This is a genomic window from Rhodococcus sp. 06-235-1A (genome assembly GCF_002258785.1).
GTDB lineage: Bacteria > Actinomycetota > Actinomycetes > Mycobacteriales > Mycobacteriaceae > Rhodococcoides.
Genome location: NZ_NOYI01000011.1, coordinates 1 through 13,311, shown reverse-complemented (window position 1 = coordinate 13,311; position 13,311 = coordinate 1). Strand labels below are relative to the sequence as shown.

Genomic DNA, 13,311 nt, shown 5'->3' with positions numbered 1-13,311 from the left:
AGGGCCCTCGCATACCCGCAATGGTGCGCACGCCCGACACGCAGTATGCGCATTACAAAAATGAGGCAGATGCCCTTGGCCTCGACCTCAGCGACTACTACGTCTATGTCATGGCGCTACACCATGATCTACCCATGCCGCACTACATCCAAGATCGAATCGATCCCGCACAGTACAAGCTGGGCGCGTGATGACCGACCCCTAGACAGTGAAAAACCCCCCTCGTGCTTGGCGGCGAGAAGGGGGGTCTTCCGGATTCACAAGTGAGCGAATCGCTCCGCTCCAACCACCCACCGGGAACAACCACGAACACGACAGGAGGTGTATTGACATCATAGCTCAGTACCCCTGCCTCGCCGTGATTTGCGCTCCGAACCCGGCGCGCGTCGTACATCCACTTGTCGGCGGTGCGTCGTGACCTCACCGACGCCCAACCGTGGCCATATGTGGTCGATGGACAACATCCGTCCACGCCTCGAGCAGCTCGGCGGCTTCAAAGCCACATCGAGCACTCAGTTTCAGGCTCGTTGCCCTGTTCACGACGACCGTCACGCGTCGTTGTCTGTCACCTGGACTCCGGGCCACCACGGTTCTGGAATGGTGCTGCTGCGGTGCCATGGCTGCTCGGCGACGGCCGCGGAAATCGCAGAGCGTCTCGATATCGGTGTGTCCGATCTGTTCGACGAGCCGTTGCCGAGCCGGGATCCGAGCGCACCGCGTGTGGGCCGATCCCCGCAGCAACGTGCAGCTGGCAAACGACGTGGACGTCTGGGACGTCTGCCTGCCCGGATAGCCGGTCCGGCACCGGAACCCGAAGTCGAGCACTCTTGGTCGGAGGTCGCGCGCTATCCCTACACCGATGCCGACGGCGTATTGGTTCAGGAAGTCATCCGCGAAGAGTGCACCTCGTGCGGCGTCAAACACAAACGATTCCGACAGTTGTTCGTCGGTCCGAATCGCACCTACGTCAAACGCAAACCTGCGGTGTTCACCCCAGTCCTGTTCGCGATGCCGCAGCTGCGAGCGGCCCTATCTGCCGGCCAGCCGGTTTGGCTGCTCGAGGGCGAGAAGGATGTCGAGACCGCCATGCGTCTCGGCCTGTGCGCGACCACGAATGCCCAAGGTGGCCTGAACTTTCCGCCACAGCTCGCCGACGTGTTCACCGGTGCTGCCGTGCGTGTTGTTCTCGATCGCGACGCTGCCGGATACGACCGCGGCATTGAATTGGCGTCGCTGCTCGGCGCGGTCGATGCCGAGGTACAGCTACTGCTACCCGGCACCACAGACGACAAATCAGACTTCACAGATCATGTCGAGGCCCAGCTGTGGGAACCAGACGATGCATGGAACGGGTTGATCCCCGTCCATGTCGGTGAGGTTGCGGCACATGCTGCTCTGGCCAAGCTTCGCGGCAAGGCCGCCGAGGTCGAGAAGGCGGCGCAGGAAGCGTCCGCGCGTGCCGAACGCGGGCGAGTATCAGGTCACCAGGATGAGTGCGCCGACGAGTTACGCCTTGCTCAGCGGTGGGCCGTCGAGGCGGAGCGCCTGTTCGAGCCGTTGAGCGAAGCCGTCGATGCGGTGCGGAGTTTCGCTGCCGCCGAAGGCACGAAGTGGTCGCAAGAGTCGGTCGACGCCGCTACCGCAGTGTGGCGCACAGCCCGCACTGCTGCCCGTGCCGCACACGATATTTCCCGCACTCCGATTCCACCGCTGCTGCACGACGAGGACGACCACGACGCGACGCCGCCGTCGACTGGATCCGGCCACGTCGATGCCGATGAATCGAGCCCTCCGCTCTCCGAAGGACCGCAACTGCACGTTGTCGGGGCGGCCACTCGCGGCGCTCAGATATCGGCACCGACGTATCGGGTTGTCGAAGGAAGCCTCGTCGAAATCGTCACCAACCGAGATGGCGAGCAGACCGCCAAAATGGTGCTCAGCATCGATGCTCGGATTGTGGAGATGGAATACCTCGAGTCGCAGGATGACGGCCTCGACGTCGACGCGCCGACGCTGCTCGGACGCGAAGACATCGCCGGGCAACGGGAAGCCAATCCGCCGTCGCCCGAACAACTTTCCGCTGTCGTCATCGGCTACACCCATCCTGATACGGGCGAGTTCATGCGTATGAGGGTGGACGCACAGGACTATCGGGACTGCACGTGGGTGGATTCTCTTCCCGGCCCGCCGACGTACGACTCCAAACCCTCTGGGATCGCCAAACTTCGCGACGCCCTGAAAGTGGCCGGCGGGGTGACGATCGCCCGGACGGTCCGATTCCGTTCCACCGGTTGGCGTAAGGACCGAAACGACGAGTGGTTCTACGTGCACGCAGGTGGCGCTATCAGTGCTGCCGGTGCCCGTGTTGCACCGGTTCTACTCAGTGGGCCGCTCTCGCGTTACGACCTGCCGTGCCCGATCGCCGATGCACCTAGATTGCGTGATGCTTTCATGGTCGATTCGGGATCGATGCTGACGCGCCTGCCGGTGCGAATCGCTGCACCGTTGCTCGGGCACGTCTTTCGTGCGGCTTTGGGGCCGAACCCATGGGTCCTGTCGCTCATCGGTTCGCCTGGGTCCTACAAGACCTCGATTGCCTCGATCGCGATGCATCACTTCGGTGAGCTCTGGGATCGCCGGCGGCCGGCATCGTCGATGTCCGGCAACGGTGACACCCTCAATGCGCTTCGGATCAAACTGAATTCGTCGAAAGATGCGCTGTACTGGGCCGACGACGTCGCGCCCACACGAGACTGGGGAGCTGCACAGAAAGCGCTCGAGGAGTTCGCGCGCATGGTCCACAACGGCGAACAGCGGAGCCGTTCCAGTCGCGATGGATTGAGCATCCTCGACGGCACCGCCCCTCGCTCGTCCGCGATGGTGACCTCGGAGGTCATGCCTCGACCGGGATCCGGTGCGCAGCGCATGTTGGTGGTGCCGTTGCAGTCCGACGAGATCGAACTCGACGAGCTGATTCGACTCGACAGTGAGCAGTCTCGACATGGACGCGCACTGCTGATGGCCTCGTTCCTGCAGTGGTTGTGCCCCCGCCTCGAGGAGCTGCGGGAGAAGGTCTTCAACGAGGGTGCGCACTACGCCGAGGGCCTGCGTGAGCAGGGTGAGACCGTGCGCCAGGCCGAAGCTGTCGGTGCCGTGTGGGCAGGGTGGCAGGCGTTCACGGCCTTTCTGCTCGATGTCGGCGCACTCGATGCCGATGAAGTCGAGCAGGTTCTCGACGTCGTCGACGGCGGGTTGCACGACGCGGTCGTCGCTGCGGCCGATCCTGATCTTCCCTCACGTACCGGAGCTCGGGTGCGCGAGCTCCTTGCGCACGCTCTCCGTACCGGCTTGGCCTATGTCGACGACGTGCGGACCGGTGAAGCACCCGACCGCCCGCTGGCCGGCCGTTTGGGGTGGCGGCGGACGTTGGTCTCGGACTATCAGGAGATCAAGAAGTACCGCGAAGATGCTCGCGGGATTCGGTTGGGGTACGTGCTCACCGACCCCGGTCCACGCGACGGCGAAGCGCAGCTGTTGATCGAATCGACTGCCCTCGAACAGGTTCTGAAAGCGGCGGCCTCCACGATGTCCGATGCTCCACAGATCGATCGAGGCACGGCGCTGCGGGCCCTCTACGACGAGGGAGTTCTGATTGCCGAGGAACGCGCAGGCAAGACGCCCCGTTACACCGTCCAACGCACCATTCATTGCGAGGAACGGCGGCAGCGGATGACCGCGTTACGTCTGTGGGCGATCCTCGGCGATGGTCCCGACGACGGTCAGATCGGCATCTTCGACGCTGATGGCGGGCCCGACGATTCTCCTGACGGTTCGACACCGTGCGACGGTCCGGGTTCGACCTCCGCAGTGGCCGGACTTGCGACGTTGTTCTCGGTATCGAACAACGACACCTCATCGACGACGGACAGCTCTCGTGCCGACGACGCCGAAGCTACGTCTGACAACTCCGGACAGGAGGACATTCCAGTGGGAAGCTACCCCGACGCCGAGGGTCATATCGCTGTTGCAGAACATATTTCGCCGAGCGTCCCGTGTGTGAAGTGCGGGGTGAACTCGGGCCTTCGCTTCGATGGCCACGTTCTGCACGCGCCGTGCTGGTTCGGAAGCACCGCGGCTTCCCGCGCTGCACTGGTTGCCGATACCGCAGCCGCAGCGAAGCCGCCTGCGCCCGCTGTTGGCCCGCGGCCGTCGACCGAGCCTGCCCGTCGACCGGCCTCCGAGTCGAGTACTCCTGCAGTCGAGCAACCCAGTGCGCCGCTCGAGACCACGCAGCCTCGGCGTTCAGCTCCCGCGAAGACCGCGGTCAACCCGTTCGCCGCCCCTGCCGCCGTCCTCGACGTCGACGGTATTTGGATGCCCGATGGCAGTCGGATCGATTTGCCACAGAACATGTCTCACGTCGGACACGTGGCAGAGCTGGTGCAGGAACTGCGTCTGGGCACTCAGACCTCGTCGTGGCAGACCGAACCCGGGCAGATCTGGGTGACCGCGGCGATGACCGAGAAGTTCGAGGTGGATCTGAGCACGCTGAGCGACGATCCGTCACAGCGACGCAAAGACGTCGGCGAGGCCACTGCCGGCACGGCGTTCGTCACCGATGCGATCGCCGATGGCTGGACCTTGGGTAAGCCCGGTGACCGGCTCGGCGCATGGACCCGGGTGTGGCGAACCCAGGGCGAGCACCGCGGTGTGTGGGTCGTTCTGGCTGCCGGCATGAACGCCGATCCGCGCGATATCCCCATTCTCGGAGACAGACCGTCACCGAGCACACTCGCGCGTCGACTGTCGCTGTTCGCCAGTGCGCTGAAGATGCCGTGGGTAATCACCCCGCAGTCCACAGGTTTCGACCTGATGATCTCGACTCGATTCAAGGACCGCGAGCGGATGTTCGGGGCACAGACCCCCGTCGGCCCGGCCACCATCAGCTCTCTCGAGGACGATTACGCGTGGTCCAGAAAGCCGACCAGCGACGAGACATCGATGACCTACGTGCACGCGTACGACCGTGGCGGCTCGCACGCTGCGGGAATCGCTGGCTTGGAGATGCCGATCGGATCGGCCACTCATCATCCGGACGGTCGTGCGTTCGACAAGAAACTGCCGGGCTATTGGCGGGTGGAGGTTCCCGAGGCAGGGGACTGGCGCATCCCCCATCCGTTGATGCCTCTCGGCGGCCGTCCGGGGCTGCTGTGGGTGACCACACCGAGTCTGCAGGTCGCCGAAGAACTCGGCTACGAGCTCGAACCCATCGAGGCCTACGTGTGGAACGAACATGGCCGAGTACTCGATCCGTGGTACGAGCGAATCCGTGACGCACGAACAGCTTTGGACGTCGATGACGTTGATGCTCAGTTGGCCAGGGATCTTCTCAAGGGCGTCTACACCCGCACGATCGGACAGATGGGGTCCTCGGTCCACATGACCGGCCGAGCCGGTTTCTCGCCGGAGCGACGCCATCACATCATCGCCAAAGCGCGCGCGAACATCACTCGCCGCATCGTCAAGATCGGCACCGTCTCCGACCGGTGGCCGGTGGCCATCACGAACGACACGGTGCTCTACTCCAGCGACGACCCGGATCCGATCGCGTCCTGGCCCGGCGAAGACAAGCAGCTCGGTCGCGGGTTCGGCCAGTACAAGTGGGAGGGCTCCGCTCGACTCGAAGATCACCTCGAGTTCCTCGTCGGTGGCCGCTACAAGGGCAAGGAAGCGTTGACGATGAACTGGGATGCCACGACAGGTAAGGGGGAATAGCCGATGGCCGGTCGCAAACATGCTGGCTTCAAAGAGAACCTGGAAGCAGACGAACGCCGACGCAGCTCACTGTTCCAGGGCCTGACGGGTCGGCGTGGTGCCGATGTCTCCGGAAAGGCCGGCACCGCCCCCGACCTGCGTGGGATGCTCCTCGCCGCGTACGGCCCGGGTGCGCGGGGCGGGGTGAACACTGCCGCAGCTGCGCGGGATCTCGGGGTCTCGCGTCGTACGGTGGAACGGTGGGTTGCCGCCGAGGGACGCCAGCGGATCTCGAAGCCGAAGGCCGGGACTCTGAGCAAGCTCACCACGAAGTCGCGGCAGGCGGCGACGACGCAACAGGGCCGGCGCACCGCCATCAAAGCTGTCCGAGAGAGCAAACAGGGTAAGTCGATCGCCAAATATGGTGCGCGCGTGCAGATCAAGGGCCGACAAGGGGTCGCCGGTGGGGGAGGGTTCTACATTCGCAATCGTTCCATCCAGATCCCTCCGGATCAGAGTGGTATGTCGCCGTCCGATGTCGAGTCGATGTGGTCGGCGTACGAACGCGGCGGCGACAAAGAGCTCTCGAAGTGGCTCAGCGGCTACGCCAGCGATCGGTACGTCGATGGGTGGACCTTCGAGAGTATCGACAACATCTCCGTCGACCCGGTCTGACCTTAAGAGTCGGCGAGTTCGGGTGTTCGGAGTGTCCGGTGCAACCGCTACGGTATCGGTGGAATCGCGCACGGCGGCGCTCTGCAGGAGGGATCAGGAAGAGATGTTCGAGACCAAGTCTCAGCAGTGGAAGACCCGGGTCATTGGTGCGGTGGTGGGTCTGATTCTCGTCGGCACGGTTGTGCAGGCCAAAACGGGATACGGCTTCTTTCTCGGTCCTCTCAATTAGGGCGACATGAACCCGAAGCGGCCGCGGTGGACCAAACGACAGCTCGAAGTCGCGTTCACCGCGTGTTACGGATCATCGGTCAACGGTGGTGTCGATATCGATTATGTCGCAGCAGTGTTCGGGGTTACTCGCCGTACCGTTCAGCGTTGGCTGCAGGGCTCACCTCGCGGTCGAGCGGCCATTCCCGTCCGCCGGTTGCAGCAACTTCAATTTCCCCTTCCTGAGATCCGACGAGTTGAACAGCAGACCCTCGCGAATGCGCGAACTGTCCTGACCGGGCTCGACCTTCCCCGGGGCCGCGGTGTCCGTAAGGAATGGCGAGAGCGACGCTGGATGGACCCCCATGTCGTGGCGGTCCTCCGCCCCCATGGATCTCCTGACCTCCGGCAGGCGGCGATTGCCAGAGGTGCCCCCCGCCCTGTCGCGGCACTGCACAAGCGGGGACCGCTCGATGACTTCGTTACCGTTCCCACTCGATTTCACGCCGACGTCCTCGTCGGGGAGCTGCTCGACCGCGTCGGGCCGTGGCGGCTCTATCCGGACGATCGCGTCGTCGAGCTCGGCCGAACCCGCGTGTGGGCCGCGTGGGCACCACCGATCGACCTACCCACTATCGCCCGCGGTGCAGGCCTGCTCGACAACTGAGCCTGGCCCGCCCGACGCCCCCAATTGCTCAGATCCGCAGCCTTGCCCGTCCGTGTCGCCACGAGACGAGACGAGTCAAAGAAAGAGTGAACCACGTTGAATCGCAACAATATCCGAGATCTAGGCCTGTACATGGCCGCCTCTCCATTAGCGCTCGCGGCCATCTACATCATCGCGTATTGGCCTGTTGAGGCAACAGCCTCGGTCCAGATGCATATCGGTGCCGGATCCGAGGTCATCACAGAGTCGACCCCACCGACAATGCCCGGCGCTCGAACTGGCTTCCTGCTTCTCTTCTTCGCCGCAGTTGCCGGCCTCGCTCTCGTCGCGGCGGTGCGCCGATTCATCGAACCGAACGAGACCGAACCGAACACCATCCCTGGTACGTGGCGCACACGGACCCTGATCAGTACCGGATTGTTCACCACCGGCCTGGCGATGTCTACCTTACTGTCCCCCGAAGATGCCGAAAACATCTCGCGCACAAGCGATTACAGCAACGATGGGCAATGGTGGCGCAGTGCGCACCTTCTCGTCGCCGGCTCGGCTGAGGAACCGTTCTTCAGTGCGCTTCCCGTCTTGTTGCTCTTCGGGGTCGTCGGACTGGTCTGGCGCGTCCGGCCATGGATGCTCGGCACCGTCATCGCGAGCTCAGCCCTGTTTCGAGCTTCCATCCATCTGTACCAGGGAACGGGGCAGGCTCTGTCGGCGTTCGTATGGGGCGCAGTGGCCGTCTACGTCTACTATCGACTCCGCAGTCTCACAGGACTCGTTCTGGCCCATACAGCGTGGAATGCACTCGTCATTGCGAACAACGGTGACTACACCGTGGCTCAGGTAATTATCGGCGGGTGTATCGCGCTCACCGCTCTGTGGTCGATCTATCGACTGTCGAACACTCCCACCCCCGATCACTCCGATCGAGCATGTCCGACGGCAGCAGCCGGCCACACCTCGATCGCCACCAGCGAAGGACACCGATGACCAATCTGACGACCATCAAACGTTGCGCTGTAATAGGCAATGCGCTGATCGGTATCAGCGCATTCACCAAAAGCGGAATGTCGTTGTGGCAGCTGGCGACTGCCAGTGGGTACCCGACAGCACTGGGATGGGTACTGCCACTGGTGCTCGACGGAATGGTCATCCTCGCAACACTCATGCTCGTCGTCGACGCCTCGCACCGCTGGTTCGCGTGGACCTTACTGATCCTCGGATCGGTCGCATCGACAGCCGGCAACATCGTGCACGTCTCGATGGCGGACTACAGCTCGAACTTCACCGTGGCCGCTCTGACCGCTGCTGCGCCGCCGCTGGTATTGCTGGTCACCACACACCTGATGATCCAGCTCGTCCGCCTCGAAGCACCGGCAGCAGACGACACCAGCGAGCGTCAGGTGGCCCTGAAAAGCCCGACAGAGGCCGAAACAGCCGTCCTGTGCGTTCACGTCCTGAAGCTGGCCAGCGAAGGCCATGAGCTCGCTGCAGTGGCCACCAGGACCGGGCTGTCTGTCGAGGTCGTCGACGCGGTGATCGCGGCCGCGGAGGACGAGCTCCAGGTCGCCCCCGAGGAGGATCGATACCTCGCTCCGGCATGAGTGCCCGGTCTACTTCATTCGCGAGCTCAGTTCGTCGAAGAATGCTGCAAGCATCGACGGTGCATCGGGGCTCTCGAACTCTTTGCCCCCGAACCGATAGACCTCGTATCCCGATAGCCGGAGACGTCGGTCTTCGGTGACCATCTCGGCGTACAGCTGCGTGTTGGCGCGGCCGTCTTCGTTTGCGTAGTGCTGGCGTCCGTCGACCTCGATGACGACGCGTTTTCTTGCGCTGAAGAGCAGCAAGAAGTCCATGCGTTGGCGTTTGAGGGGACTGTTGCCTTTACGTTGATATCTGGTGTACGGGTCGTAGTGGAGGTAGACCTGTGGGATCAGAGCGGGGATGCCGAAGCCGTGCTCTTTGTATCGTCGTGAGTAGACGTCCAAGACCATCTGCTCGGGTTCGTTCTTACCGAGGCTCGCTCGCAGCCGTTGGTGCAGTGACAGCCCGACATCGCGATCGTCCTTGTCTGTCATTGCTTCGCGCTCACGCCACCACTGAATCAGCTCCTGAAAGGACAGGCCGGCCTCGGTGATCGGTCTGTCGTAGACAAGGCAGAACTCGGCGTTCTTGGTGATCAGGATGTCGTTGCTGACCGCATCGCGCAGCACCATCTCCGGCTTCGGACCCGTGGCCGCAAAGATCAGGTTCTTTGCGGGGGAATCGACACCGCTGGAGTCCTTTTCGTACTCTGCGATCAGCACCGCGAGCCCGTGGTCCGCGACGTCGCATTCTGCGAGCACGCGACGCGCCAGTGCGACGAGCTGGGGGATCTCGAATCCTACGAGGTACCCATCGATCAGGGACCGCTTGGTTTCGGCCTCAACGGGGGTACCCGTACCTGCCCACGTCAGGTTGAGTTCGTCGGGTAGGACCACTTCGAGGGCGGCTCGCGTGAACCCATAGATCAAGGTGTCCTCGATCGCCAACCTGAGCGTTCTGGTCGACACGATCACCCGTCGCGGCGGCTCCTCCGAGAGGCCGGGCGCAAATGAATCCCAGAAGCTCATCGGTCAGAGGCTCCGCGGGCGGCCATGTTGAGCGGAGCGCTTACCGGCGTCGATGGCCTGGATCCAAACGAACTTCGGCGAGAATCGCCCAGAGCTTGGCGTCGTCGCCGTCGTCTCGGTGATCGGCGATGGCCTGCACGAGGGTGTTGATGACCTCACGAGAGCGTGGATTGAATCCGGCAGCTCGCGCACCGGCCCAGGCCAGGGGGTCGTCGACCACCTTGTCGAGCCTGTCGAGAGCGTGGATACACAGATCGTGAAACTTGCCGGCACGCTTGTATTGAGCGTCGTCGAGCTCGCCGGTATCGAGCGCTGCTGCTGCTTGCTCGACGTAGACATCGATGATCGCGTTTGCCCGATCGTTGAGCTGCGGATCGAAAGTGAGGGTATTCCAGAATGCGCGCCAATCGGCGGTATCGCCGGCTGCGTTCGAGCGAGGTAGGAGGTTGTCACGAATGATCGCAGCCAGCTCCGGGTCCGTCAGTTTGCTGGTCGCTCGGGCGTCAGCGGGACTCGGGGGGAGCGGGGCCGGCGTCTTGCTTCGACGCCATGGCTCGGGCTCGGTCATGTGTGCAGCTTCCCTCTCGAACGTCGCGGTCGTCTTTCGTTGGTGGCCCGTGACGTTTGCTCGGTATTTGTATCACTCGAACAGGACACTTCGGTCTGCTCTTTTGGCCGCTTCGTGAACTTACCGCCCGGCGCACCCGCTGTCCCCGGCACCGGGTGCGCCGGGGACATTTCCGCTTGTCAGGTGCTGTTTTTGTCGGTGTGTCGGGGTAGGTTCGAGTTGTTCTGTTGATCGGGCGGACTGACCATCTGCCCCTTGTGTGAGCCCTGGGAGGGTTTGTCGTGAGCGGTGTTTCGAGTGAGAACGCGGTGTCGGGTAGCGAGATGGTGTGGCGTGAGCGTGTGGCGTGGGCGTATCTCGCTCACGTGGCGCGGGGGCAGGGCGCGTTGGTTCATCTGGCGGTGTCCTTATCGGGTGTGGAGGCTGCAGCCGAGGCTGTGCGGCATCGGGAGGTGTCGGAGGACTTGTTGCGTGCGACGGCTCGCTCGTGGGAGTACTCGGGGGCCGAGGCAGACCTCGAGACGGCGGCAACGTTGGGAGCACGATTGGTCACTCCTGCGGACGCTGAGTGGCCGCAGCGGCTGCGGATGGCCGGATGGCTGGAGGGATCGACTCCGGTCGCTCTGTGGGTTCGTGGGCAGGGCGTGCTGCCTGGTGCTGATTCGGCGGCGGTGGCGTTTACCGGCACCCGGGTCTCGACCGCTTACGGCGATCATGTCGCGTCGGAGTTTGCCGGGGATTTGGCGATGCGCGGGGTGTCGGTCCTGTCGGGCAGCGGGTTCGGGATCGAGGGAGCGGTGTTGCGGGCAGCGTTGGGGGTCGGTGGGGGACCGGTCGCTGTGATGCCGTGCGGTTTGGATCGGGCGTATCCGTCCGGTCATGCTCGGTTGCTCGAGCGCGTCGCGGAGCAGGGTGTGGTGTTGAGCGAGTACTCGTTCGGTGCAGAGCCTCGTCGAGAACGATTCAACGGGAGTGGTGTTCTGCTGGCTGCTCTCTCCGATGCGGTAGTGGTGCCCGAGGCCGGGGCGCGCGGACGTGCACTGTCTGTGGCGAGGGAAGCGCACAGGCTCGGACGTGCGGTGTACGCGATACCGGGGCCGGTGACCTCAGCAGCGTCGGCAGGATGCCATGCGTTGATCTACGAGGGGATCGGACGTATTGCACAGTCCCCGGCCAATATCGAAGTGACGCAAATAAAGTCGTGACTCACTGTCCTGCGGAACCGCCTCTTTGCGGCTGCGCGGGGCCCGTCCTGGCGTCGGATCTCTCTGTACTCGGTGCCGGTCCCCGGCACCGAGTGCGCCGGGGACGAATTCCGTTGCGCGTGAACCGTTCTTGTCGGTGGTCTCGGCTAGATTATGGGTGTTCTGTTGATCGGGCGGACTGACCATCTGCCCCCTGTGCCCTGAAAGGGGTTTGTCCCATGTCCTCTGTCTTTCGTATCTCCACCCCCGCCGATGCCGTTGCTGCAGCCGTGTTGCTCGTCCGCTACGTTCCCGAGAACGAAATGGTGGTGTTCACCCCGAACGCGCCGGTCATGGCCGTGATGGTCTACCCCATGGGAGAAGATGCCCCGATCGGCGGTGTGCCCTTGATGGTGCCCAGTGGTCACCCCGTGCGTGATCTGGCCGGGCCGCGTGTAGTGGTGGTGTTCGGTAGTGACGCACACGCCGATGCGGCGACGATGGCCGTTCTGCACGAGTTTTCGGACGATGACGTGGCCGTGTTCCAGTTCCACGAAGGCCGTGCACGCTGCTACCTGATGAACGGGGTGCTGGCGGGACCGGACGTGGTCGGCGAGGCGGTCGATCTCACCACTCACCCGTACGTGGTGGAAGCTCTACTCGAGGGGCAGATCCGCCTGGCCTCACGCGCTCAAATTCGCGCTGGCTTTGCTGCTGAGCAGTTCGGCACCGAACGCGCCACGAGTGTTGTGGACATGATGCGGGCCGCACGCGGGGCCTTCCCGGCCGTAGGACCGATCTCCGCAGCGGAGACCATCCACCGCGAAGTGCTCGCCGGGTATCTCGATTCGGACAACCGTGGAATCGAGATATCGGACTATCACGCTGCGATGCTCGCAGCCGCTGCCTCGGACGTGCGCGTGCGCGATGTGCTGTTTGTTCATTTCACCGAAGCCAACGCCGCGGTCCTCGGCGAATTGTGGCGGCAGGTCGGCGCAGTGCTGCCCACCAGCGAAGCCGGCCCTGCGTTCGTCCTCGCTTCTCTGAGCTACTGGATCGGACGGGAAGCGGTTCCGGCGCGTGAGGCGATGAACGTTGCCCGCGAGCTTGCCCCCGATCACTCGTTGGGGCAGCTTCTCGAACGCGCATACAACGCGGGAATCAACCCCTCACTGTGGGAGCAGATCCGGCCCGCTGCACGCGATGCGGAATCCGATCGATTGCGCACGGACTGATCGAAACCCTCACCCTCCTGGAATCCGGCTGCGTAACTCGACTCGGCCGGATCCCAGGGGCCGGGGGAGACCCGGTGCCCCGACCTTCTTTTCCCTGATTGTCAGACCTACGAGAGAGACTCTGATCCATGGACCCACGCACTTTCGCTGACCGGACCGGATTCGAAGACTGCCCGAGGTGCAGCGCTCCAATTCCGTTGCCGCTGGGCAATTTTTGTTCGCACTTGCCGGTTTCCGTTGCGCCTCGATTCCGAAAAGCGTGCTGCGAGAATCCAGTTTCGACGCGCGTTGCGGTTTTGGTAACAAAACCTCCGACCGCGAACACGCGCAGCGTGATCACGCTATCTGAATCTCTCGGAACGGCTTGCCGTTTCGCCTGCAGCGGCGGGCGCGCAGCGCCCAGCCCCAGCCC

The 13,311-nt window shown here is 63.5% G+C and carries 12 protein-coding genes; 10 read left to right on the top strand and 2 right to left on the bottom strand.

Annotated features, from left to right (window positions below; genetic code table 11):
- Window positions 1–20 precede the first annotated feature (20 nt).
- The 7 genes from CH275_RS29430 to CH275_RS09320 all read left to right on the top strand — a co-directional run bounded on the left by CH275_RS29430 (window position 21) and on the right by CH275_RS09320 (window position 8,901).
- On the top strand, window positions 21–191 hold the full coding sequence (locus CH275_RS29430; protein WP_015586065.1) for a hypothetical protein: 171 nt from the start codon (window positions 21–23) through the stop codon (window positions 189–191).
- A gap of 223 nt (window positions 192–414) precedes the next feature.
- A complete protein-coding gene (locus tag CH275_RS09345) occupies window positions 415–5,775 on the top strand; it encodes a telomere-binding protein (RefSeq protein ID WP_256990938.1) in 5,361 nt (1,786 codons plus the stop codon).
- Window positions 5,776–5,778: 3 nt separating this feature from the next.
- The gene (locus CH275_RS09340; protein ID WP_094677432.1) at window positions 5,779–6,429 is read left to right on the top strand and encodes a helix-turn-helix domain-containing protein; all 651 of its coding nucleotides are present in this window, start codon (window positions 5,779–5,781) and stop codon (window positions 6,427–6,429) included.
- A gap of 31 nt (window positions 6,430–6,460) precedes the next feature.
- Window positions 6,461–6,658 (top strand): hypothetical protein, encoded by a 198-nt coding sequence (locus CH275_RS09335; protein ID WP_143546720.1) that lies wholly within the window; start codon window positions 6,461–6,463, stop codon window positions 6,656–6,658.
- 6 nt (window positions 6,659–6,664) lie between these two features.
- Window positions 6,665–7,303: a hypothetical protein gene (locus CH275_RS09330; RefSeq protein ID WP_094677428.1), complete on the top strand. Its 639-nt coding sequence runs from the start codon at window positions 6,665–6,667 to the stop codon at window positions 7,301–7,303.
- Window positions 7,304–7,399: 96 nt separating this feature from the next.
- Complete coding sequence (locus CH275_RS09325) at window positions 7,400–8,287, top strand: CPBP family intramembrane glutamic endopeptidase (protein WP_143546719.1); 888 nt, start codon at window positions 7,400–7,402, stop codon at window positions 8,285–8,287.
- Entirely contained in the window at window positions 8,284–8,901 is a 618-nt protein-coding gene (locus tag CH275_RS09320; protein ID WP_094677424.1) for a DUF2637 domain-containing protein, read from the top strand. The genes CH275_RS09325 and CH275_RS09320 overlap by 4 nt, the downstream gene beginning before the upstream one ends.
- 9 nt (window positions 8,902–8,910) lie before the next feature.
- On the opposite strand, the gene CH275_RS09315 is transcribed toward CH275_RS09320, so the two are convergent.
- Window positions 8,911–9,912 (bottom strand): hypothetical protein, encoded by a 1,002-nt coding sequence (locus CH275_RS09315; RefSeq protein ID WP_094677422.1) that lies wholly within the window; start codon window positions 9,910–9,912, stop codon window positions 8,911–8,913.
- 40 nt (window positions 9,913–9,952) lie between these two features.
- Window positions 9,953–10,480, bottom strand: a complete 528-nt coding sequence (locus CH275_RS09310; RefSeq protein ID WP_094677420.1) for a hypothetical protein — start codon at window positions 10,478–10,480, stop codon at window positions 9,953–9,955.
- Between the two features lie 281 nt (window positions 10,481–10,761).
- On the opposite strand from CH275_RS09310, the gene CH275_RS09305 reads away from it, so the two are divergent.
- From CH275_RS09305 to CH275_RS29425, 3 genes are all read left to right on the top strand, one after another.
- Entirely contained in the window at window positions 10,762–11,685 is a 924-nt protein-coding gene (locus CH275_RS09305) for a DNA-processing protein DprA (RefSeq protein WP_143546717.1), read from the top strand.
- 218 nt (window positions 11,686–11,903) lie between these two features.
- The gene (locus CH275_RS09300; RefSeq protein ID WP_094677416.1) at window positions 11,904–12,899 is read left to right on the top strand and encodes a DUF4192 family protein; all 996 of its coding nucleotides are present in this window, start codon (window positions 11,904–11,906) and stop codon (window positions 12,897–12,899) included.
- 178 nt (window positions 12,900–13,077) lie between these two features.
- Window positions 13,078–13,248, top strand: a complete 171-nt coding sequence (locus CH275_RS29425) for a hypothetical protein (RefSeq protein ID WP_179276065.1) — start codon at window positions 13,078–13,080, stop codon at window positions 13,246–13,248.
- Window positions 13,249–13,311: the final 63 nt, after the last annotated feature.